This window comes from Verrucomicrobiales bacterium (assembly GCA_016793885.1).
In the GTDB taxonomy this organism is placed as follows: Bacteria; Verrucomicrobiota; Verrucomicrobiia; order Limisphaerales; family UBA11320; genus UBA11320.
Map to the genome: position 1 here is coordinate 16,871 of JAEUHE010000153.1, position 23,469 is coordinate 40,339.

General features: G+C 60.1%; 16 protein-coding genes. 5 read left to right on the forward strand and 11 right to left on the reverse strand.

Going from position 1 to position 23,469, the window contains the following annotated elements:
* Nucleotides 1-83 precede the first annotated feature (83 nt).
* Nucleotides 84-1,286: an alpha/beta fold hydrolase gene (locus JNN07_18030; protein ID MBL9169644.1), complete on the reverse strand. Its 1,203-nt coding sequence runs from the start codon at nt 1,284-1,286 to the stop codon at nt 84-86.
* Nucleotides 1,287-1,683: 397 nt separating this feature from the next.
* Between JNN07_18030 and JNN07_18035 the strand changes: the two genes are divergently transcribed.
* Nucleotides 1,684-3,102 (forward strand): sulfatase, encoded by a 1,419-nt coding sequence (locus JNN07_18035; GenBank protein ID MBL9169645.1) that lies wholly within the window; start codon nt 1,684-1,686, stop codon nt 3,100-3,102.
* Between the two features lie 9 nt (nt 3,103-3,111).
* On the opposite strand, the gene JNN07_18040 is transcribed toward JNN07_18035, so the two are convergent.
* Nucleotides 3,112-3,474: a CoA-binding protein gene (locus tag JNN07_18040; protein ID MBL9169646.1), complete on the reverse strand. Its 363-nt coding sequence runs from the start codon at nt 3,472-3,474 to the stop codon at nt 3,112-3,114.
* Nucleotides 3,475-3,580: 106 nt separating this feature from the next.
* Here JNN07_18040 and JNN07_18045 point away from each other — a divergent pair, with 106 nt between their 5' ends.
* Nucleotides 3,581-4,897 (forward strand): hypothetical protein, encoded by a 1,317-nt coding sequence (locus tag JNN07_18045; protein ID MBL9169647.1) that lies wholly within the window; start codon nt 3,581-3,583, stop codon nt 4,895-4,897.
* Here JNN07_18045 and JNN07_18050 read toward each other — a convergent pair.
* Both JNN07_18050 and JNN07_18055 read right to left on the reverse strand, forming a co-directional pair.
* Nucleotides 4,894-5,985, reverse strand: coding sequence for a PDZ domain-containing protein (locus JNN07_18050; protein ID MBL9169648.1), 1,092 nt, complete (start codon nt 5,983-5,985; stop codon nt 4,894-4,896). The genes JNN07_18045 and JNN07_18050 overlap by 4 nt on opposite strands.
* The gene (locus JNN07_18055) at nt 5,982-7,061 is read right to left on the reverse strand and encodes a serine protease (protein ID MBL9169649.1); all 1,080 of its coding nucleotides are present in this window, start codon (nt 7,059-7,061) and stop codon (nt 5,982-5,984) included. The genes JNN07_18050 and JNN07_18055 overlap by 4 nt, the downstream gene beginning before the upstream one ends.
* 57 nt (nt 7,062-7,118) lie before the next feature.
* On the opposite strand from JNN07_18055, the gene JNN07_18060 reads away from it, so the two are divergent.
* Nucleotides 7,119-7,889, forward strand: coding sequence for a hypothetical protein (locus tag JNN07_18060; protein ID MBL9169650.1), 771 nt, complete (start codon nt 7,119-7,121; stop codon nt 7,887-7,889).
* A gap of 387 nt (nt 7,890-8,276) precedes the next feature.
* On the opposite strand, the gene JNN07_18065 is transcribed toward JNN07_18060, so the two are convergent.
* On the reverse strand, nt 8,277-12,920 hold the full coding sequence (locus tag JNN07_18065; protein ID MBL9169651.1) for a ThuA domain-containing protein: 4,644 nt from the start codon (nt 12,918-12,920) through the stop codon (nt 8,277-8,279).
* 13 nt (nt 12,921-12,933) lie between these two features.
* Entirely contained in the window at nt 12,934-13,965 is a 1,032-nt protein-coding gene (locus tag JNN07_18070; GenBank protein ID MBL9169652.1) for a Gfo/Idh/MocA family oxidoreductase, read from the reverse strand.
* A gap of 725 nt (nt 13,966-14,690) precedes the next feature.
* Between JNN07_18070 and tnpA the strand changes: the two genes are divergently transcribed.
* Nucleotides 14,691-15,134 carry an IS200/IS605 family transposase gene (gene tnpA, locus JNN07_18075; protein ID MBL9169653.1) on the forward strand — a complete coding sequence of 148 codons (444 nt, stop codon included), beginning with the start codon at nt 14,691-14,693 and terminating at the stop codon, nt 15,132-15,134.
* Between the two features lie 899 nt (nt 15,135-16,033).
* Here tnpA and JNN07_18080 read toward each other — a convergent pair.
* The 5 genes from JNN07_18080 to JNN07_18100 form a co-directional block, all read right to left on the reverse strand.
* Complete coding sequence (locus JNN07_18080; GenBank protein ID MBL9169654.1) at nt 16,034-18,772, reverse strand: ABC transporter permease subunit; 2,739 nt, start codon at nt 18,770-18,772, stop codon at nt 16,034-16,036.
* Nucleotides 18,769-19,677 (reverse strand): ABC transporter ATP-binding protein, encoded by a 909-nt coding sequence (locus JNN07_18085; GenBank protein MBL9169655.1) that lies wholly within the window; start codon nt 19,675-19,677, stop codon nt 18,769-18,771. The genes JNN07_18080 and JNN07_18085 overlap by 4 nt, the downstream gene beginning before the upstream one ends.
* Complete coding sequence (locus tag JNN07_18090) at nt 19,674-20,111, reverse strand: GntR family transcriptional regulator (protein MBL9169656.1); 438 nt, start codon at nt 20,109-20,111, stop codon at nt 19,674-19,676. Before JNN07_18090 ends, JNN07_18085 begins: the two co-directional genes overlap by 4 nt.
* Nucleotides 20,112-20,339: 228 nt before the next feature.
* A complete protein-coding gene (gene mnmE, locus JNN07_18095; GenBank protein ID MBL9169657.1) occupies nt 20,340-21,707 on the reverse strand; it encodes a tRNA uridine-5-carboxymethylaminomethyl(34) synthesis GTPase MnmE in 1,368 nt (455 codons plus the stop codon).
* A 37-nt stretch (nt 21,708-21,744) separates the two neighbouring features.
* A complete protein-coding gene (locus JNN07_18100; GenBank protein MBL9169658.1) occupies nt 21,745-21,999 on the reverse strand; it encodes a hypothetical protein in 255 nt (84 codons plus the stop codon).
* Nucleotides 22,000-22,088: 89 nt separating this feature from the next.
* Between JNN07_18100 and JNN07_18105 the strand changes: the two genes are divergently transcribed.
* Nucleotides 22,089-23,312 carry a Tm-1-like ATP-binding domain-containing protein gene (locus JNN07_18105; protein ID MBL9169659.1) on the forward strand — a complete coding sequence of 408 codons (1,224 nt, stop codon included), beginning with the start codon at nt 22,089-22,091 and terminating at the stop codon, nt 23,310-23,312.
* Nucleotides 23,313-23,469 lie beyond the last annotated feature (157 nt).

Genomic DNA, 23,469 nt, shown 5'->3' on the forward strand with positions numbered 1-23,469 from the left:
GATTATTTAATCACACTCGCTCTCTTGTATGGATTGGGCTAAAGGCGGAACTTCATACAACAGCTCAAGCCTCACCCAGAACTTCAAGGGAGAATGACATGCTCGCTGCTGACTCGAAGTTTAAGCTGATTGGTGAGGGAGAGATAGCAGGCGATTGGACGCTCGGCGGGGATTGCTGCGGAAACGACTCCCTTGCCAATGGTTGCGGGGAGGGTCTTCCACTCCCGACCCTGCCAAGCCCCGGAATCGACGGCGTAGTGGAGTGCTGCTCCGGTCAGTGGGAGCGTGGACCTGACCCGCACGCTGAGAGAATCGCGGGTTTCTCGGACCGGACCTACCTGGGGCAGGGGGGCGGCGTTTCGGCGAAGGATGTTATCCACAAACTGGTCCACTTCTGGAAACGTCCAGATGTGACCATGAGGCAACTTGATCACGACACTCACGGTGCGCAGCGAGCGTCGAACCTTCTGGTAGGACTTCTGGTAACTGTCCAGGGGGTACGCAAAGTCATTAGAACCGTTGAGGAACAGAATCGGACACTCGGTGCCATCGAGATATTGACCAGGGTCGAACAGACGCAGCCACCGGTCGCGGGACGCTGCGGACTTGCTATCGAGTCGGTTTCGTTTCCAGACGCTGTTGTCACCCAGGAATCCGCAGCCATAGACAGGTACCGCGACTTTGAGTCGATCATCCAGCCCGGCCACCAGGCAGGTCAGATAGCCGCCCCAGCTGATCCCGGTGATTCCGATGCGACGCGGGTCGACCTCGGGCAGCGAGGCGAGCAGTGAATGGCCTCGGATGACCGCCGCCACGGCGTGATACGTCCACATTTCTCGAGCTTCGTTCTCCTCGAACTCGCGGAACTTTACATCATCATTTTGATCGGGGCCGCCGTCGGCGAGCCTCCCGTTCGGACCGTTGCCGGACGTATCCATCGCCAGGGCCACATAGCCACGCTTCGCCCAATACTCGGCCCACTCCTTGAACGCCTTGCCGCCTCCCCCATGAACCAGGAGCATGGCGGGGAGAGGGCCCTTGCCGGAGGTGGGGCGACCTAGGTAGGCGAAAACCCGGGTTGGCTTTCCCTGAAAAGGCTCGCCGGTGTAATAGACCTCCTGCACCCACTCGGTTTTCGTCCCTAGCGTGCTCGTGGGTGTTTGACGAAGGCTGCGCAGATCCCATGGACCGGTTCCGTTCCTGGGATTAGCCAAAACGAAGAGGGTTTGAGCGAGGAGCAGGCACAAGACAAGGATTTGCCGATACGGCCAATGTAGTGGAATCATGCGTGGGAAAAGCTGCCGGATCGACTTCAGTGCGTCCACCATGAAGATGCCACCCCTCGTCGATGACCGTGAAACGGTCCGAGGAGGCTTTTGGCTTTGGTGTCCTGCTCAGAAGCCGGTGGCATCGCTGCGCGATGCTGCGTATTTTTAACTGTTCCGGGGGTGCGAGCACCCCCGGCTAGATCTCTTCGAACCCTGCGGGTTCTGGACCTGCCGCCAAAGTGAGAAAAGCCGGCGGTGCCCGCCTTGGGAGGAGGAATCTAAGGCCTCTTGCCAAACTGTGAGGAGGTCACGACATGCGGCGCGAAACGGAATTGATTCCCGGCGGTTCACCCTAGATGCTGGGCTCATGCGCTACCCAATCCCGAGGAGGTCATCTCCTGCTAGTCCTTGGCTTGTGCTGCTCGTGGGCTTGGCCATCGGCCTTCGTTTTCCGATCCCAGCCTCTGGCGCTGTTCCGAAGGTTCGGCTGCCCAATATTGTTTTTATTTTGGCGGACGACCTCGGTGGCCGGGACTTGGGTTGCTATGGGAGTCGTTTCCTCGAGACTCCTCACCTCGATCGACTCGCGTCGCAGGGCCTCCGCTTCACGCGCGCTTATGCGGCGGCCCCGGTCTGTTCGCCCACCCGTGCGGCGCTGCTCACGGGCCAGTATCCCGCCCGGCTTCAGATGACCACCTGGCGTGAATCCTCGCAGAACCCGCCGCGCGACCGAAAACTGATTCCGCCTTCCTGCCGCTCCGACCTTCCTTTGAATCTGCTTACCTTGGCCGAACTGCTTGGTTCCTCTGGCTACCTCACCGCCCACATCGGGAAGTGGCACTTGGGAGATGCCAGTCACTTTCCGGAGGCGCAGGGCTTCGATGTTCACCGCGGCGGCAACCATTGGGGAGCCCCCGCTTCCTACTTTTTCCCTTATCGCGGTGCTTTCGATCAAGAAATGCGCTACATACCTCATCTGGATCTCGGCAAGGAAGGTGAGTATCTGACTGATCGATTGACGGATGAGGCGATTCGCGTCATCGAGAGCGCCAAGGGTCGTCCCTTCTTTCTGAATCTCTGGCACTATGCTCCCCACACCCCTTTGCAAGCGAAAGCCGCCGACCTCGCTCATTTTCAGAAGAAACTTCCCCCGGATCACGCGCATCAAAGTCCGGCATACGCGGCGATGGTGAAGAATCTGGATGAAAACATCGGCCGACTACTCCATCGCTTGGACACCTTGGGGCATGGAAGAGACACTCTCGTGATCTTTACGTCGGACAATGGAGGATACCTGGGGCGCCCCGGGTTGACCGTGACCACGAACTCGCCGCTTCGTTCCGGAAAGGGTTCGCTCTATGAGGGAGGCGTCAGCGTGCCGCTCATCTGCCGTTGGCCCGGGGTGACTCCCCCCGGAACCGAGTGTGAAGCGCCTGTGATTTCGATGGACTTGTTTGCGACCCTCTTGGAAGCGGGGCAGGTACCCGTCGAACGAACCCAAGGCCAGGTTGCCGACGGAACCAGCCTGATCCCTCTCTTAAAAGACCCCGCTGCCACCTTTGCGCGTGGGGCGCTGTTCTGGCATTATCCTCACTACTACAACACCACGACTCCCGTGGGGGCGGTGATGGATCGTGATTGGAAGTTGTTAGAATACTTTGAGGAGGGTCGTATCGAACTTTACCACCTCGCTCGAGATCCAGGTGAGAGCCGGAACATGGCGGACGTGTTGCCGGAGAAGGCCGATGAGCTTCGGCTTCGATTGTCGGACTGGCGGAAGCAGATGAAGGCGCAAATGCCGCAGCCAAATCCCCATCCCGCTGCGTCCCCCTGAAAGCCGGGCTCAGTCCTCCGCCCATTGGTTGGCGATGAGGCTGCACGCTTGAACCACGTTCAGTCCCAGTTGCTCCGCGCGATCGAGCACTTCCTGGGACTCGGTTCCCGGATTCAGCCACAACTCGTTGCAGCCCTTCGCTGCAATGTCGGCAAGAAGCTTGAGGAGGATGGGAGGAGCGACATAGACGCTGACCAGATCAGGCCGGACGGGAATATCGAGAATGGATCGGAAGGCGGGCAAGCCTTCGATGGCTCCTTCCTTGGGGTTGATTGGAAAGACCTGGTAGCCCCGCTTCTGATACGCTCTCACGGCCTTGTTGCCAAATTTTTGTCGTTCGTTCGAAGCGCCGATCACAGCTACCGTTTTCATGGCCTGACCCTACTTCCGAACCAGGCAGGGTGACAGCCTGAATTGTGATTTCCTGGGGTCTAACGCTTGCTCCATCCCAGCGGCCTGCTAGTATTCGTCAGTTCCTATGAAAGCACTTGTGTACCTTCTTGGAGTGTCAGCGATTTTCACCACAGGTCTTGCCTTTGGCGGTTCTGGCTCTTCTGAGGGCGACGAATACTCTCAGATACTTTTGCGGTATGGGAAGATCCATACGATCGCCGGTCGCGGGCAGGTGGACAGCAACGGGGGAAACGACTGGCAGGAAAGTTTCGAAGGAGGACCCGCTCGCGAGGCCGAGCTCTCTGAAGCGCACAACGCACAGGCGGATGTGTTTGGGCGAATCTATATCGTGGACAAGGATTCCCATGCAGTTCGTTGTGTTCTTCCCGATGGTACTATTCATCGCGTGGCTGGCACCAACACCGCTGGCGATGGAGGCGACGAACCCCAACCTGGAACCGACTGTGCGTTGAGTTCTCCGAACGGGCTTCATGTGTTGCCGGATGGGACCTGCTTCATTTTCGACACGAACAATCGTAAGATCCGTCGATTAATGCCGACTGGGCAGATCGAGACCCTCTTCCGGGACCCTGGAGCCTCGCTCGTCGGTCGTGGTCTGTGGGCCGATGCCGAGGGCACTCTGGTCTACTATGCCAGCGGTTCTGAGGTGCGAGTGTGGACTCCCGAAGCGGGAAGCCGCGTGCTGGCGGACGGATTCAGTGGAGGGCTGGCAAATCTGACGGTTGATCCGTCTGGACGACCGGTCGTTGCCGACCGTAGCGCGCACACGGTGTTTCGGATCGAAAGCGATGGATCGAAAGTGCGACTCGCGGGGAACGGTACCTCAACTGGCGGCGGAGACGGAGAGTTGGCTGTGGAGACTGGTTTAGAGGAGGTCCGTGGTGTGGCGTTTGTTCCCTCGGGGGGCTTCTTTGTCTGCACTCACCGCGGAAGCGATGTGTGGTTCGTTGATTCCCAGGGGATCGTTCACCTCTTCATCAACGGAGTGCGCAACTCTGATCCTTTAGCGGGAGAAGGCACAGTCGCCAGCGCATCGGGGGTAAAGCTTTCCGAAGTGCGTGCTATCAATGTCACTCCCGCGGGCGATCTGATCATCACCCAGAGCGATGAGAGCACGGTCCGCATTGTGGAAAACCTCTGCCCTTTTGGGGGAGGCTCGCTCAAACTACGCCTGGAGAATGGCGTGCCGAAGGTGGAATGGTCGACGAGTTGGGATGGCGTGCGACTGCAGATCAATCCCAGGCTTTCCGAGACCGGCTGGGAAACTGTCGCCGCCAGCGCAGCCGCAGCAAGGTCTTATGAGTGGTTAGGCGGCTCGACTGGGGGTGTGGGAATAAGCTTTTTTCGGCTGGCGGCTGCAGCTCGGTGGCCCGCTCCCTAGGGCTTCTTCTTTCGCCGCTGCCCTGTGTGCTTCGCCTTAAGTTGGTCGGAAATTCGCCGCGCCACATCGCTGGTCAGGGCATAGGTCGCAACCCGTCCCGCACGAGCGATATTCAATCCTACCGCCTTGCCTTCCAGATCGAGCAACGGTCCGCCACACATCCAGGGTTTCAGAACGGTGTCATGTTGAATAGCTAACTCGAATCCTTGCGACCGATCGCTTGGGGCGCCGCCCATGCGGTCAATGCGATCGGTGGAGTCATCCTCATCGCCCTTGGCCCGCATGAGCGAGACCGTGGTTTCAAACTCCTGATTGTCGCGCTGGACCTTCAAATCGACCTTCTGACCCTCACGAAACTCGCGCAGCCTCCGCACGAGTTCGGGGCCTTCGTTAACCGGGATCTGATTGACCGCCAGGATCTGGTCGCCTGGTTTAAGCCCCGCTTGCTGGGCTCCGAGGCCTTCCATCACCGAATCGATTTTGGTCGAGGCACCGTTGCGGGCCAGATGGATTCCTATGAGCGCGCGCGCATGGCGGATGCGACGAGGCGCCACGCTGACAATGCCGATCGCTTGGGGCGTCTCTGCGGTGCCCGGAGTGACAACCCATTGTCCGACGGCCACGCGTCCAGATGCCCATTCCACCGGCTTGAGATGGCGAGCATCCACTTTGACCAGCGCTACGTCGTTCTCGACCTCCGAGCCAAGGATCTCCGCCGCGACCTCCTTGCCGTTCGACAGCCAAGCCGTCAGTTTTCCGGGATGAAGCTCGCTGGCCTTGGTCAGCACCAAACCACTGGCGTCGACCACCGCGCCCAGCGCAACGGTTTTGCCGTCGATCTCTAGCTTCACGACCGAATTCCGACGGGCTTGTGAAAGATCGGCGAGCGCGTTCAAGGTTTCCTCTCCACTCTTGTATTGTGCTCTCGGCAAGCGGTCTGGATCCGAACGCCGTGACTCCTGAGCCGATACCCCGGAGGTGAACAGGCATGCGGCGAACAGGACGACCAGACGAAGGCACTCCACGGTGAACCGCGAGTGGTCGAGTCGGGAGGTCGAGGGACGGGGAGAGAAGAGAAGCGTCATCATCGTTGGTTCCTATCGGCTACTTGAACAGTGATGATCTTGTCGACGGCGTCCCTTTTGACTTTAAGACGGAGCTCCGATCCTATTTTGGAGTCGCGCACGAGCCGGCGGTAACCCTCCGCTCCTTCGACCTCGGATTCGTTGATGCTCAGAACGACGTCGCCGACCTGCAGACCCGCCTTAAAGGCTGGTCCACGCTCATCAACCACCTCAATGCGGCAGCCCGGGTTCGCGTCCACTCCCCGAGTTCCGAGCCAGGGCCGGGGAGCCGAGTCCTCACTTCCCCACGACTCTCCCTTGAGCAGACGTTCCCAGTCCTCGCGGAAGGCGGCAATGGGAACGTGGTAGTTCTCGGCGGTCGAATTGCGGACGTAGGTATGGATTCCCATGACGCGGCCCTTCATGTCGAGCAGGGGACCGCCGGAGTCTCCGGCGGTGATGGTGCAATCGCTTTGGAGCGTTCGGGCATTGCTCCGAATGACCCGGCCAAGCCTTACCACAAGTGAGCGATCCGGATCCCAGCCGCCGGGGTGTCCGAGGGTCAAAGCCCAGTCGCCCGGTTTGGCTTCCAGGGCGGGGGCTGGTTCTAGGTGCGGCCAGGGTCCCGCGTCGGTAATCCGCATCATCCCGGCATCGAGTTCGTGGTCCGTGCCAAGGGTCTTGCCTCTGGCTTTTTTCCCATTGGCAAAGATGAAACGGACCTCCCGCCCCGGGCGATCGCCGACATGGGCAGCGCTGAGGACAAGACCGTCAGGACTGACGATCACCCCGCTTCCCACCGTGTCACCGATCTGAATTGCCACGACTGCCGGTGTTACTTTGGGGAGCAGCGCCTTGATGTGATCTTCGATCGCTCGCAAATCGGCGAGAGATTGGGGGGTGGTCTTCGAAAGGGCACTGGGCAACGTCTCACCACTGGTTCGGACAGTGGAGTCCAGGAGCATGGCTGAAGCGAGGACGGCCGGTGCCATCCGGCGCACTGCCGATAAACCCAGACGAATTGCCGGTGGAAAGATGTCCCAGCTGCCGTTCATGCTGTCACTGTATTGCAACTCGGTAATGGTGCAATGATCAAACATGCGGTTTCACTCTTGGGATTGTCCTAATCTACGGTGGCGTTAACCACGTTTCATCTTATGAGGAATAGCTCCCTTCGACGGCAGGCTGGGTTTACGTTGGTCGATCTGGTCATGGTTCTCTGCATGACCGCCTTGTTGGTGACGGTCTACCTGTTCATCAAGCCACCGCCGAACCGACGCCACGTCGGTCACACCCGGATTCGCTGCGTTAACAATTTGAAGCAGATTGGACTGGCCTATCGTATCTGGTCGAACGATCACGAGGAGAGGTTTCCCTGGGAGCTACCTCAGGCAAAGGGGGGCACTGTTCCGAACGCTGGGCAGGTCGGTATGGACTATGGAGAATTGACTCATGCCTTCCTGGCGCTCTCCAACGAGTTGACAGTCCCAAAAATTCTCGTTTGTCCTGCGGACCAGAAAATAAGGGCGGATGGGTTCGACGTCACTGCTTCGATCCCCTTCGGTGGTCCTGGCCTCCGTAATTCGTCATCGAATCTAAGCTATTTGGCGGGGTGGGATGCGAATGAAACCCTCCCGCAAACCATTCTTGTCGGTGATCCCAACTTTGTGGATGCGCTTCCGACCGGAGAGGGCGATGCCGGGGTGAGCGGAAGGGTAAAATCGTTCAGTATCGCTCAAGCAGGGAGGACATCGGTGGTTGAGAAAGGCGTGAAGTGGAACACCGCCTTGCACAATGGAATGGGGAATCTCGGATTATCGGACGGCAGCGCGCACCAGGTCAGCACGCCTCAGTTGAGCACGATGCTGGCCTCGGCGGTGACCGCTACCAATCGGCTCAGGGCGCGAGTGGTGGTCCCTCAACCGTGAGGGAGGTCGGGGTTTGGATCGGGTGGCACACGCATCTGGGGGTGTTATCTTTGGAAACTGAACGGGAGGTCTACGTGAGGCGTTGACCCACGGTTTCGGGTGCAACAACCGCGCCCCCATCGCAGGGGCGGCTATCCCTCCAGGCTCCAAGGCGTGGCATCGCTGCGCGATGCTCCTGGTTTTGGGGAACGTTTCCGGGGATCTTCGATCGCCCGGCTAATCTTTGTGACCCCACTCCGGGGTCGGGCGTTCGCCATTACCCTCTGTCGGCGGTCAACCCGGCAGGGTTGCCTGAGATTAGCCGGTGGTCGACGTCTCGCGTCGACCACCGGGTTCGGGTTCCAAAAACCCCGCACCCCCGCAGGGGCGTGCCACCTCCTCCCGCCGTCACCGCTTCGGCGGGGATCCAACTAGTGGCTGCGTGCTTCGGAGGTAGGCGAATAAATCCCGCACCTCCTCATCCTTGAGGTTCTCCAGCAGCCCTTCCGGCATTAGCGACATGCCGGCCGGTTTGAGCTCCAGGATGTCTTTTCGACTGAGAGCCACATTCTGTCCGTCCAGCCCTCGCAGTACCACGGTCTGGGAGTCTTGCTCGACCAGAAATCCGCTGAGGGATCGTTCATCACGGGTCTCAATAGTGTAGTTTTCGTAGCCCTCGCGAACCTCGGCATTGGGGTTGACGATGCTTAACAGCATGCTCTCCAGATCGTCGCGCTTGTAGGTCGTCAGATCGGGGCCCACCTCGGCTCCCAAGGTGAACAACTTGTGGCAGGCTCCGCAGTTGTTCTGAAACAAGGTTCGGCCATTGTAGGGGTCCCCGTTCCCGGCGCGGATGACCTGATCCAAATGTTTGATCTTCTGCTCCATGCCCGCCGTGGTGGCAGCTCCGGTGCTGGGCCAAGTGGCGTCCATCACCGACTGCAGTTCCGCGTTTCGGTGTTGCCGCATTTTCCGAACGACGTTCAAGGGAACCTGCTCCGCCTTCACGCTCGGGCCTGACCACCCACTCTTCTTGCCCTGCACGGCCTTGGCAAACTGCAGCGACCAGTTGGCTCGACTGCTCAGCAGCGCATGTGCCGAGGCCTGCGCTTCGCGACCGAGTCGAGGGTACAGGCCGATGACCGCATCGGCGATCTCCGCCTGGTCGTACTGCTGGAGGGCATTGATGGTGGCCTGACGGATGACGTCGTTTCCAGGCGAACCGCGCAACACCCGGATCAGCGCCTCCGCTCCGCCGTTCACCTTGATCTCGCTGAGGGTCCCCAGGATTTCCAGCTGAGCGTTTTGCGGGGTGTATTCCTCGGTCAGTCGTTGAAGCGCGCGTTGGATGGCACGGGCATCCTGTTGCCGGATGCCCAGGGTGAGGGACCCGACTCCGTGACGGGCCATCGCTCGTACCAGCTCGTCCGGCATGCCGATGAGGGGACGGCCCTTGAAGGCGGTCTCAAAGCCAGTCATCAAACGACGGCTTTGTTCGAGTCCGGGGGAGAGGTTGAAGAGTCGCGCGCACGCCAGCAGATCCTTGCGGGTGCCGGCTTGCGCGAAGCGTCGCATGGTGCGCTCGAGCAGGTGGGTTTGGCTGAGGGGCTGCGTCCAAAAATCGGTGTTCTCGAACAGGGCAATCACCTCGTCGCGATGAGCTTCACATTGCGCCTCGATGGCCCACCAGATGAGCAGGGGTTGGCGATTGTCCGTCGTGTCCACGTCGTGTCGGACCAGCTCTCGCACCAGGCTCAGGCTGTCCTTGGCCGGGAGCCTCTTGGCCGAAGCGGCGAGTTGGTTGCGGACTTCCAGATCAGGTTCCTGGCCAGCCAGGCGCACAAGTCGCACTGCCATGCCGGGAGAAACCTCCCTGCGATCGGCCAGGAGCCGCACCGTCCACGCACGTACTTGTGGATGGGCGCTCTTGAGCAGGGTCTCCGCCAAGGCGTCAGTGAACCCGCCTGCTTGATAGATGCCCCACAAGCATTCGAGCGCGAACTGGCCATCCTCCGAGTCCAACCCTTGCTTGAGCAAAGGTTGGATCGCGGCTTCCTTGCGATCCGACAGCAAGCGCTGACCGGTCTGACGAACCCAGCGATTCGGAGAAGCGAGCAATGATACCGTCTCAGGGACGCTGAGCTTCGACAGGTCTTTGGCGGGGGTTGCTTTGGTTCCTCGGCCCTTGAGTCGGTAGATCCGGCCATTGGCGGCGTCCATCTTCCCCTCGTGGTTCCGGAAGTGATTGACCTGCATGTCATACCAATCACACACGTAGAGGGCACCATCCGGCCCGGCTTTGATGTCCACCGGACGGAACCAGCGGTCGTCGCTGGTCACAGGCCGGCCGAGGTCTTTGGTGCGGAAGGAGGAACCATCCCGGCTGATTTCGCTTTCGACGATGCGTCCTTGAAGCGGTTCCACCCCGAATAGCTTTCCCTGATAGCGGGCTGGCAGCCCGGCCCCCTCGTAGATGACGAAGGTGTGGGTGAATCGCGGGACGCTGTGATGCGGCATGGCCGGGAAGTATCCATAAGCGTAGGGGTTCGAGAGAGGGCCGTGCTTCTCGAATCCCTTTTGGAGATATCCCCCCTGCACATAGTGGAATCCCCGCGTATCGCCGCCGTTGTGACCGGAGAAAATCCGGCCCTGACTGTCCAATTCGCAGCCGAAGGCGTTGCCACCTCCTTCACAGAATACCTCGTACACCCGCCGCTCGGGATGGTAACGCCAGATGTTCTGGCCCTGGGAGTAGATCGGTTTGGAGTTGAGGGGGCGTCCATCCGCTCCGTTCACTTGGATGTTGGCGGTCACGGTGCTCCCTTGCGCGCCGTAGAGCCATCCGTCCGGTCCCCAGCGCAGGGAATTGGCGACCGCATGGGTATCCTCCAATCCGAATCCGGCGAGCCGAACCTCGGGATCGCCATCGGGGACGTCGTCTTGGTTGGCGTCGGGGTAGAAGAGGAGATAGGGAGGATTCAGGACCCACACGCCTCCTCGTCCTCGCTCCACCGCAGTGGTGATATTGAGGCCGTCCACGAACGTGGCATGTTTATCGAAGGTACCATCCCCGTTGGTGTCTTCGTGAATAGAAATCCGATCCATTCCCTTGTAATGGTGAGGAGGGGGAGGAGGAACTTTGTCATACACATTGCGCCAAACGCTGTCATGGCTGAGCAGTTTGAGGCCGGCGGGCGAGGGGTATTGACGGTACTCCACGACCCATAGGCGTCCGCGCTCATCGAAGTTCAAGAAGACCGGTTGGCGGATCTCGGGCTCCGCGAGCACCTGCTCCCATTCGAGGTCGTCGGCCACTTTGAATCGTTTGGCCGCCTCGGCCGGCGAGAGGGCGGGAGCGTTCGCCTCCTGGGGAAGATCAAGACTTGGGGTGGAGGATGGGGCGGGCCGGGTGGCGGCGGGTGAGGCCGCTGCCGCCGACTGCACGGGTGCCGATGCCGGCTTGGGTTTCGGCTCCGCTGATTTCGCTTCGGCCGGGGGAATGAAGTCTCCCATTGCCCAGAGCAGTCCATTCATCAGGAGCCGACGAAAAGCAGGGATCTCAAAGTCGGCCGGGTTGCCCAGGGAAGTGTAGAAGACGCGCCGATCCTGGGCCGTGTTTACCCAAGCGACCGGTTCCGTTTCCGGCCGTCCCTCCACCCGGCCTTCCATGAGACTCACAACACTTGGGGCGAGGGAGCGATACTTATAGAGATGGGAAGTGACCGAAAAAGCGCCGCTCGGGACGCCAGTCAATACGGGATGGGATGCCAGGGCGGGGATCGGTTGAACCAGGGTGGGGGAGTCTTTGGGCGGTTTGTTGTTGTAGTGACCTTGGTAATCGGCTCCGAGGATTTCGTCGTCGAAGCCAGCCCAGCTTTCGTAGGCGTCACTGGCCGGCTTGGCGTCGAAGCCATGGCTCGCCGTTCGAATCCCGACGATCGGCTTTCCCGCGGCGACGTGGTCGCGAATCAGCTGCATCATCCGCTTCGAGGGGGTCCTTCGCCGAGTGCTCAGCAACAGAGCATCGGCTTGTGCAATGGCTTCCACATTCGAGAAGTTCGAATCCCCCTCCTGGGTGGCAGCGCTCACCAGAACGCTGGAATAGCCGCGCCATTCCAGTTCTTTCTTCAAGAAGGCAGGGAGAGTCTGCTCGGTATGATATTCGTTTTCTCCCGTGATGACCGCGATGGTCTTACGACGGTCGCCTTGAAATCGGAAGGGGGCTCCCCCAATGAAGTCGGTGCTGGTGATGCTGGCGCACCAATATTTTTCAATGTGTTCACAGATCAGTTCGGTGCCGACGAAGTGGGACACGAACGGACGTTTGCGATGGTGGTACATCGAGTCGGTCATGTCGCGCATCAGGACGACGTTTTGCCCCTGAGCCACCATTTGGCGGATGGCAAACGGACGTCCGAGCACGCACATGTTCTCATGCACGCCCATGACAATGACATTGGTGATCCCCCGTTGGCGCATCAGGTAGAACGCTTCGGCCGAATCCGTGATGGCATCCCCATCCATGATCTCAAGCGTAGCGTGCTGTCGCGTCCACGCTCGATAGCCCGGGCAATCGGGACATCCGTCGCAGCCTTCATCCGAGTCATCGATCGGGAGCGGAGGTTCTTTCGCGCCTTGCAGGGAGCACCAACCCTGAAGCGGAACCTTCGTCTCCACCTTGGGGGCGGATTGAGCGAGCTTCCGTCCCGGGTGATCTTGGTAGAATCCCATGGTGTCGCTGGGGCAATGGATAATGAACACGCCCTGGTCGCGCGCGGACTTGACCACCCGGTTCATGACCGGCGCGAGTTCGCCCACCCGCTCAGTGGCGTCGGGACACCAGTGTTTGTCCCACATGTCGCAAATCACGAGAGCTGTCCGTTTCGCATCCCACTGCACCTGCTGGTGCTGAACTCGGAACTCCCCGCTTCCCGGGCTGGTTTCCGCTCGGGAGCGGGTGTTTAACTGCAGCGAGCCTGCCTGGGCCACAGACACCGCAGAAAGTCCGCCGACCAGGAGCAGGGTGCGGAAGACGGCTCGTAAAATGCGCATGGGTAATGGGAGGTTAGTTGATGGCCTGGATCTGACGCGACGAAACCGAGTTTTCTTCAGCCTCACAGATTTCAAGGGCGACAATTCCTTCCTCAGCGGTGACCCGGCTCAAGGGCTGGTTCTCCCGAATGCAGTCGACAATATGTTGGATCTCACCGGCATAGCCATCGGGACCCTCGGGGTTCAAGACTTGGGGCTCCCGGCCAACTTCAAATAGCTTTAAGGCCTGCGCTCCCCGGGAGAGATCGTAGTCAGCGGTGGCTTTCTCGAAAATGACCGTGTAGGCCATGTTGAATCCGAAGCCGGGAGTCATCGCCCAGCTGCCCTCGGCTGAGACTTGGGGGCCGGCGAACGTGTCGTATTGGTATTGGGTGAGAACATGATCGATCGCGCCACTGACCTTGGAGAACCCGGTCGAGAAGACCGAGCGGGGGCGTCCGAAGCAGTAATGAACGAAATCCACATCATGGATATGGAGGTCAAAGAGAGCCCCACCCGATTTTTGGCCATCGAGGAAGCTGCTCTGGCCCCATCCTGGGGGCTGGGCCACGCGACGGAAGTGCGCGCTTTGGACTTTGCCATAGCGTTTCTGGTCGATGGTCTGCTTGAGCCAATTCCAAGTGGGGAAGAACCGCAGGCACATGGCGGGCATGAGCAGTCGGTTGTTTCGCCGGGCGACATCCACCATTTCACGGGCTTGGGCGGAGGTGCGGGCCAGGGGTTTTTCGCACAACACATGTTTGCCGGCCTCGAGCGCGGCGATGACGAGGTCGTAGTGCGCGTGGGTTGGTGCGCAGATGTCGACAAGATGTAGATGGGGATCGCTGAGGAACACCTTGGGATCGCGGTGGGTTTGGACTCCCGTCATGTCCCATCGCAGCACCTCCTGTCCCGGCATGTTACCCGCGACCGACGAGAAATCGCCATCCAGATGTTTACCGCTGGGATTGCACAGCGACGTGACCTGAGCCCCTGTGACACTCTTCAACGCCTTGAGATGCGTTGCCGCCATATAACCTAACCCGATGACACCTACGTTGATCATCTGGACATTAAAGAGGTTTTTTGGGGCGGAGGGAAGAGGGGATACGGGGGGAAGGATTTTAGATTTGCGATTTTGGATTTTGGATTATTCCGAGTGACGGCGTTGAACGATGAGGGGAGCAATTGGTTTTGTTGGAGAAAGGAGGTGGCACCCCTCAGGGGTGCGGGGTTATTGGGCCGGGAACCGGTGGTCGATGCGAGGCATCGACCACCGGCTAATCTCTGGCAACCCTGCCGGGTTTGACTGGAAGCTGCGGGGTTTCGACCCCCGCGGGGTCGTAGAGATTAGCCGGGCGATCGCAGATCCCCGGAACCGATCCGCAGAATGCGGAGCATCGCGCAGCGATGCCACGCGTTGGGCTGGTGAAGGTGGCACCCCATCCGGGGTGCGGTGTTGTGGGGCCGTGAACCGGTGGTCTATGCAAGGCATCGACCACCGGCTAAGCTCTGGCAACCCTGCCGGGTTGACGTGAAGCGGTCCGGCCTCGACCCCCGCGGGGTCGTAGAGATTAGCCGGGTGATCGCAGATCCCCGGAACCCACGCGCAAAACCCAGAGCATCGCGCAGCGATGCCACGACGTGCGGGGAGTATAGCGCCCGCAATCTACCTCAAAACAGGATCGCTTTCGCCATTGCTTTCCTGCCCTGGCTCGCCAAATTTCGGCCCCGGGAGACGGTTAAGGAGCCGAACCCCATTCAATCAACATTCATGATTAGAGAATTCGTATGCCTTCAATCTATCTGAGTCTTCACTGCCACGTCGTTTTTTCCACTAAACATCGGGCTCGGCTCATCACACCAGATTGGCGAGATGGGTTTCATCGATACATGGGTGGGACGATTCGGGGCCTGGGAGCGATCCCTGAGAGCATTGGGGGCGTGGAGGATCATGTGCACGTGCTGCTCGGGCTCCGAGCCACGCACGGGTTGTCCGATTTCATGCGCGAGTTGAAGAAGGCCACATCCGTCTGGGCCGTGAAGAAACACGATGACACCTTTGGATGGCAGGATGGGTATGCGGCATTCAGTGTCAGCTACACCCACCTTCCGAGTGTCAAAACGTACATCGAAAACCAGGTGGAGCATCACCGCCATTGTACCTTCGGAGATGAATTGAAGCGATTGATGGAGAAAAACGGTGTGCAGTTCGACCCGCAAGATCTGGAGTAACCGCGGAGTGGCACACCCTTCGGGGTGCGGTGCTTTGGGGCCAGGAACCGGTGGTCTACGCGGGGCGTTGACCACCGGCTAATCTCTGGCAACCCTGCCGGGTTGACCGGAAGCGGCGGGTCCTCGACCCCCGCGGGGTCGCAGAGATTAGCCGGGCGATCGCAGATCCCCGGAACCGATCCGCAGAATGCGGAGCATCGCGCAGCGATGCCACGAGTCGGGACGGGTGAGGTGGCACCCCATCCGGGGTGCGGCATTGGGGGGGCATGAACCGGAGGTCTACGCGAGGCGTCGACCTCCGGCTAATCTCTGGCAACCCTAGCGGGTTGACGTGAAACGGTCCGGCCTCGACCCCCGCGGGGTCGCAGAGATTAGCCGGGTGATCGCAGATCCCCGGAACCGATCCGCAGAATGCGGAGCATCGCGCAGCGATGCCACGGGTCGGGACGGGTGAGGTGGCACCCCATCCGGGGTGCAATGCCGTGGGGCCGCGAACCGGTGATCGATGCGAGGCATCGACCACCGGCTAATCTCTGGCAACCCTGCCGGGTTGACCGGAAGCGGCGGGTCCTCGACCCCCGCGGGGTCGTAGAGATTAGCCGGGCGATCGCAGATCCCCGGAACCAATCCGCAGAATGCGGAGCATCGCGCAGCGATGCCACGAGTCGGGACGGGTGAGGTGGCACCCCATCCGGGGTGCGGCATTGGGGGGGCATGAACCGGTGGTCGATGCGAGGCGTCGACCTCCGGCTGATCTCTGGCAACCCTAGCGGGTTGACGTGAAACGGTCCGGCCTCGACCCCCGCGGGGTCGCAGAGATTAGCCGGGCGATCGCAGATCCCCGGAACCGATCCGCAGAATGCGGAGCATCGCGCAGCGATGCCACGTCCCGGGACGATCTAACGTGAACCCGCCAGGATATTCCCTAGAAGCCGCGGCCTCGACGAAGGGGCCAACAATCCCTGGTCGCCCGTCCCGAACGGCGATTCGAATCGCCAGGCCCACAGGCTGCCATCGCCCGCCAACGTGAGGATTTCCCTCCCCACAGAAGCGAGCGCCACCCAATCGGAATGAATTCCCACCTGCTTCGCCTTGGCTGATTCGGGTGCTTCGACCGGCGATTTGGGAAAACGCCATTTCCACAGAGTTCCATCCGCTCTCAACGAAATCAAGGTCCCTCGGTCTCCTCCGCTAGCGACATCGATCCAATGGCTTTTCGTCTCCCCATCGATGGGAATGTTCGCTGGCTTGTAACTCCACCGGCGGCCATTGTGGGAACTTTGCCACGCCGCCACAATCTCGAGTTGTCCATTGGGTTGGATGCCCACCTTAAAGGGTCCGGTTGGGTCGGACTCGCTCCAGGCAGTGGTGTGTCGCGGGGCGCGGCCCGAATCCAGGTAAAACGCCCGGCCCAGTTCCGTCGTGTCGTCGAGTTTGATCCGATCCGCCATCGGTGGGTTCTCATGGGGGTGAACCCAGGCGCTTCCATCCTTTCTTAGCAGCTGAAACCCGTAACCCCAGCCTTCGGAGGTCTTGCGAAGGTCGGTCCAATCCTGGTGAGCTGATATTTCCGACGGCACTTCGTGCGACAGACCTTGGTATTCACGGACCGCTCCGAGCTTGGCTTTCTGCCAAACCCACAACGTCCCATTGGACGCAAGAAGCAGGACCCCCGATCGATACGGGACGGCCTGCTTCCAATCGCGGTCCTTCCCAAAGCGGACCATTCGAACAGGGGCACTCGGGTGGGGTTGCGTGGATCGGGCTGAAGTATGCTGCAGTTGCGGCTCCGCGGATACCCAGAGCGAACCATCCTTTTGGATCCCCACCACGTCGAGAGCGGCATGCACGACCTGGGCCCAGTTACTGCCCCCGACGGGGAGAATCGGCTGGGTCAGCGATCCCACCACGTAGTGCCCGAAGTAACGATCCCATAGCTTTGGAAGGGGCGTCTCGTGATTGGCGCTCCAGCTGCGGCCATCAGCCGCAGTGAACGTCAGAGCGCGCCACTGAGCGTCGATTTGAATGTTCTCCTCGATCTTGAATTGTGCCGTTCCGTGCGGGTTCTCGAGCGGGGTTATTCGTTCCCAGGCTCGATGATAGATCAAGGAACTCAGCGCGATGGAGCCGACCAAGGCGACCCCCAGGGTAAGGCCGTTCCTCTTCCAGAGTTCCGGTCCGACCTCCACGCGATAAGAATTGCGCACACTGCGCCACCACATCGATGCCACCAGGGTGCTCACGATCAGGATGACTGCCAGCGGGCTGCGAATGGCGTCTAGCATCCAGGGAGCAGGCTGGTATGCCAACGCCAAGCTCATCGCCAACGCCATCAACAGGCAGAAGGCGGTGGTTGATACGGCATGCATGACCGATCGGCTCATGGATGACGCGAAAACGGAAAGCGTCAGAAGTCCCAAAGAAACCAAGGCCAACTCCACCAACGGCTCGGGATGGAACGGAAGGGACTGAACACCTTGGGCAAAGAGGAGTGCCCAACGGGAGAAACCTCCCTCGCTTTCCAATTGTGCCCTCTCTTGAATCAAGCTCATTGGGTCGAAGCGTGACTCGGAGAAGAGTTGGTTCCGCTCCAGGGCGATCGGAAGAATGCTGCCTGCCAGGAGGGTGATGACCACCATCACGATAACCTTGATCGCGACTTGAGTGGATCGGGGGTAGGGCAGGGTGAGCTGGCTTTCCCAAGTGCCGAGGCGACGCTCCTCGGAAATCATGTGGCACCCCATTAGGACCGGGAGCACCAGCCAGCTCACCCAGTAGTAGGTACAGGCCAGCTCCGCGGTGGCATTGCGGCTGAGATCGATCGAGGACCGCAGAGCGATTACTGCGAGATGTGCCACCAGGTTCCATGGGATGAAGGTTAGGAATCCGCGGTGCATCCGCAGCTCCTTGCACCAGAGTGTCATCCCAGGGCGTCGATGGCAAAATTCAGCGAACCACGCTGGGAGTCTGGGGCCAGGTTTGCTAGCATCGATCATCGTGATCACCTCCAGGGGCGATCCTCGGTGCTCCAGCCGCAGAAAGAGCCGGAAGGCTGACGACAGACATGCAACCACATAGACGGCGAGCAGGGCGGTTACATACGCCTCCGAATTGGTGACCCGGCCCTCCAGAAAACTTTCACTGAACATGATTGGGACGGTGGGCCCTAACGCTGCAATCCAGAAGGCGGTGATGGTGGATCGGGTGATCAGGATCGCCCAAAGCCCGCCGGAAAGTAACGCTGCTGCCAGTAGCGGAGTCCTGACCTGCAGCGCTGCCAGCTCGGCTGGGGTGTGGTTTACGGTGAAGTGAAATTGGAAAACCTGCCACCAGCCCCACCACAGCAGCATGGTGAAACACGCCAGGAGCAAAGCCTTGAGTCCCCAGACCCGCGCTCGAGAGATGGGCTGGCTGAGGAACTGGCCAATCATGTTCGGAGAGATTTCGCGTCCGAATGCGCCTATGACCATCAGGATGGCGAGAATGGGGCAGACCATCATCAAGGGAATGCCAACCAACCCAAAACTCACTCCTTGGCCAAACTGCCGCGGTACCAGCTTAACGAGGAGAAGCAGGACGACGATGAGCACCACGTTGGGCAGCAGCATCCTGACTTCCTTGCGGATCCATGGGCTCATGCGTGGGCCTTCCTCAGGTTTTGGGACGCGACGAAGATTTCTTCCAGCGTCAGGGATTCACTGCGGAGTTCCTCGGTTTTCATGGACTTCAGCTGAGCCATCAATCGATCAGGATTCCGGTTGGTTAAGATCTGCGCCTCTCGTCCGTTCTGGGTTATCTGCAGCACCTCGCTGAGCTGCAAGGTTTCGGGAACTTCCTGGAACCGAACGCTGATTCGTCGGAACTGCTCGCGCGCGGCGTCGGCTTCCATGCTGAGAAGTTCCTTGCCCTGATCGATAATCGTGAATTCATCGATCAAGCCTTCGAATTCGGAAATGAGGTGAGTCGACACAAATACCGTCCGGTTCTCTGGATCGCCGGATTGATAGGCTCCGATAACCGTTTGAATGAATTCGCGTCGCACGATGGGATCCAAACCGGAGGTGGGCTCATCAAGGACTAACAGCTCGGGTTCGGGAGCGATGGCGGTGATGAGGGCCAGCTGGGTGCGCTGCCCTTTCGACATCGAATTCGCTTTCTGCTTCTCCGTGAGGCCGAATCGTTGGAGTAGATCGGCCTCGATGTCTCGATTCCAATGACTGCGAAACGACGCATAGTAGTCGAGCGTTTCTCGCACCGACATCCACGGGTAAAAGGCGACTGCATCGGGGACATAGGACAATCGGGACTTCACCCCGACCTCGTCGCGCTGGGGATCCAACCCGAAGACCCTTACGCTGCCGCCGAGAGGCCGGAGCAGATTGAGCAGGCATTTGATGGTGGTGGTTTTGCCGGCTCCATTCCGGCCAAAAAATCCATAGCAGCGCCCTGGTTGGACGCGCAGGTTTAGCCCGCACACGGCATCCTGTTTGCCGTAGCGTTGAGTCAGATCCTTGATTTCGATGGCGGGTGGCGAGGTGCTCATACGTTGCGTTTCGTTGCCGGTTTGGGGGATGGCTGTTCCTCGGTGGGAAGTGCTTTGTCACGAAAGTATTCCAGCCGCTCGGCCACCAGCTTCAGGAACTGTTCTTCGGTGACCTGGAGGTGATGAGCGGTGACGACCGCCTCGTCGATTTCCTTGATCAGCAGCTTGTCGCGGACGTTCTTGGTGAATGGGCTATTGCCGGATTTCAGGAAGCACCCACGGCCGGGAATGTTCTCCACGATGCCCTGGGCCTCCAGTTCGGTGTAGGCTTTGGCTATGGTGTTGCGGTTGATCCTCAGTTCCTCCGAAAGCGGTCGGATCCCAGGAAGGGCTTCCCCCGGTCGCAGTTTGCCGGAGGCCGCCGCATACCGGATCTGGTCCACCAACTGAAGGTAGACCGGCTTACCCGTGGAGAAATCGATCTGGATATACATACTGTCTACTGTCATACACCACTATGACACCTGGGTTGGGTTGTCAAGGGGGAGTTTCTTGGGCGGCTCGTCATTGTAATCGGTCTCGGGTGGCGGGTGGTGGGCAGTGGGCAGTGGGCAGTGGGCAGTGGGGGTCAGTTGTCAGTTGTCAGTGGTCAGTGGTCAGTGGTCAGTGGTCAGTGGTCAGTGGTCAGAACTCCTCACTCCTCCCTCATCCCTCGCTCCCCGCTACTTCCCAATACAGAACTGACTGAAAATCGAATCGAGCAAATCCTCGGTGGTGGTTTTTCCGACGATTTCGCCGACGGCATTGGTCGCGATGTGCAACTCCATGGCTACCACCTCTAACGTCAGGTGGCCCGCCAATGACTCCGCCGCCGCTTGAGTCGCTTGCCGCGCGCGACGCAGCGCCTCCTGATGGCGTGCGTTGATCGTGACCTGCAGCATTTCCGAGCTCAGTTCTCCGCTCCACGACAGATCCTTAATAGTGTCGCGGAGTTGCTCGAGGCCGGCCCCCGTGCAACAACTCGTCTCAACCACCCGATGCGGATGCGAGGGCAGGGTGAGCTGCGATGGAAGATCCGACTTGTTGCAGATCACGATCACTTTGCGTTTGGCCAGCGCCTGGAGCTGCTGCGCGTCCTCGGGATGCAACGGCTCCGAGCGATCGAATACCTGCAGGATGAGTTCGGCGGCGGACAGACTTTCACGGCTTCGTCGGATTCCCTCCTGCTCCACCAGATCCTCTGATTCGCGCAGCCCGGCGGTGTCGATAAAGACGACGGGGATCCCGCGGACGTTGGCGGTTTCCTCGATGGTATCGCGCGTCGTTCCTGCGATGGGGGATACGATCGCGCGATTACGTCCGAGCAGCTCGTTCAGCAGGCTCGACTTGCCCGAGTTGGGGCGTCCGACGATGGCCGCCCGGATGCCGCGCCGCAGGAGCTGACCTTCGTTGGCGGTGCGCAGCAGCCTGTCCATGAATTCCACCGCCTCTTGCAGACGCTGAAGCAGTTGGGTGTGAGTGTCGGGCGCGATGTCCTCGTCCGGAAAGTCGATATGAGCTTCGACATGAGCCAAGGTTTTCATCAGCGCATCGCGAAGAGTGTTGATGCGCTGGGAGAGTTTACCTTCGAGTTGCTCGTTGGCGGCGCTGAGCGCCAGCTCCGTGCGCGCGTGAATGATGTCCGCGACGGCTTCGGCTTGCGCGAGGTCGATCCGCCCGTTGAGAAACGCGCGACGGGTGAATTCGCCCGGCTCCGCAGGCCGTGCCCCGGACGCCAGGATCGCCTGAAGCACTTGTTGGGTCGCCACGATCCCGCCATGGCACGACATCTCCACGACATCCTCTCGAGTGAAGGTCCGAGGCGCGCGGAACACGGTCAGGAGAACTTCGTCGATGGGCTTCCCGCGCCAGCAGGCATGCCCGTAATGGACGGTGTGGGACGCTGCCTCAGACGGTTTCCAATCGGGCTTGCGGACGGCGACAAAACACTGGCTGGCTACCTCGAATGCGGTTGGCCCGGAGATACGAATGACCGCAAGTCCGCCTTCACCCAGCGGTGTGGCGATAGCGGCAATGGTGTCGGTCAGCATGGCGCGGATCCAGGTGGTTTCGGGTGAGGGCCTTGAGTCACACGTGACGACAGTTGCCCGGCTGATTCTCTGCGTCCTGCCCTTGCAGGTGCATGCGGGCTTTTTGGTAGCTCTTTTTGTGCAGGTAATGGAGCAGGTTGGGATCGGTCGTCGGGGGAAGTGTCCGGGTCAGCTGATCGATACGTTCGAACAACGGGAGCAGATTGGGCTTGGGATTGGAGGAAGCCATCCGGGCGATCGCGCCTTCCAGTTCGAGAAGGGCATCCAGAATTTGCTGCTGTGTCTCAGTCATGGGAGGACTCTGCCTGAGGAGCGACGTCGGATCCACTCGATTTCAGTGGTCCCTGATCCGGCTCGCGAGTAAGGTCGTCCCAGACTCCTATGGCGATTATTGCTTTGATCGGAACGATGGATACCAAGGGCGACGAGTTCGCGTTCGTCGCCCAGCGGATTCACGAGCGTGGGCATCGCACCCTGGTGATTGATGTGGGAACTTTGGAGCCGCCTAAGCTGGCACCGGACATCAGCCGGGAGGAGGTGGCGCTGGCTGCGGGAGTGGACCTGGCCGGGCTGGTCGCCCGCAAGGACCGAGGCGAGTGCGTGGCTGCGATGGCGAAGGGTGCCCCGGCTGTGCTGGCGCGTCTCGTGGCTCAAGGGAGGATCGATGGTGTCATCTCCCTGGGCGGAGGCGGCGGCACGGCCATCGGCACTGCCGCCATGCGAGCGCTGCCCATCGGCTTTCCCAAAGTGATGGTGAGCACCTTGGCGGGTGGCAACGTGACGCCCTACGTCGGCGCCAAGGATATTGTGATGATCCCCAGCATCGTTGATGTGGCGGGGATCAATCGCATCTCGCGTCAGATCCTAACCCGTGCTGCCGGCGCGATCTGCGGCATGGCCGAGGTCAAGGTTCCCGCCGGCCAGGATCGTCCCTTGATCGCCGCCAGTCAGTTTGGGAATACCACTGCCTGTGTGGATCAGGCTCGCCGCATCCTGGAGACGGCCGGCTTTGAGGTGATGGTGTTCCATGCCACCGGCGTGGGCGGGAGGACCATGGAGGCGCTGATCGAATCCGGCATGTTTGAGGGCGTTCTCGACATCACCACCACCGAATGGGCCGATGAGCTGGTGGGCGGCATCCTCGGTGCCGGTCCGACTCGACTCGAAGCCGCCGCTCGGAAGGGGGTTCCGGCCATCGTGACCCCGGGCTGTTTGGACATGGTGAACTTTGGGCCGCCGGAGACCGTTCCGGCCAAGTTTAAGGGGCGAAACTTCTATCAGCATAATCCGCAGGTCACTTTAATGCGCACGACCCCGGAGGAGGCGGAGCAATTAGGCAGGATTCTGGCCGAGAAGATCAACTTGTCCACCGCACCGGTGACAGTCTTGCTGCCGCTGAAAGCCATCAGTGTCATCAGCGCCCCCGGCAAACCGTTTCATGATGCAGCCGCCGACGCGGCGCTGTTCGGTAGCCTCAAGCGATCGCTCCGGAAGGACATTCCGGTGATCGAGATGGATTGCGAGATTAACGATCCGGCCTTCGCGGAGGCATGTGCGCGGACTCTGCTTGCGAGCCTGAAGCCCAAGTCGAGCGTGCAAGGGTAGAAGCCTCGAACCCGTAGGGTTCAAAGAAATTAGCCAACAGCTGAGGTGAACCAATCAAGGTATTTTTTAGGTTAGGCCGCCATTTCTTGAGCGATCTGGCGAGCGCGTTTTGCGATGGGAGCTTTGCGTTGTTCGAGCTGTTTTAGATACAACTCAT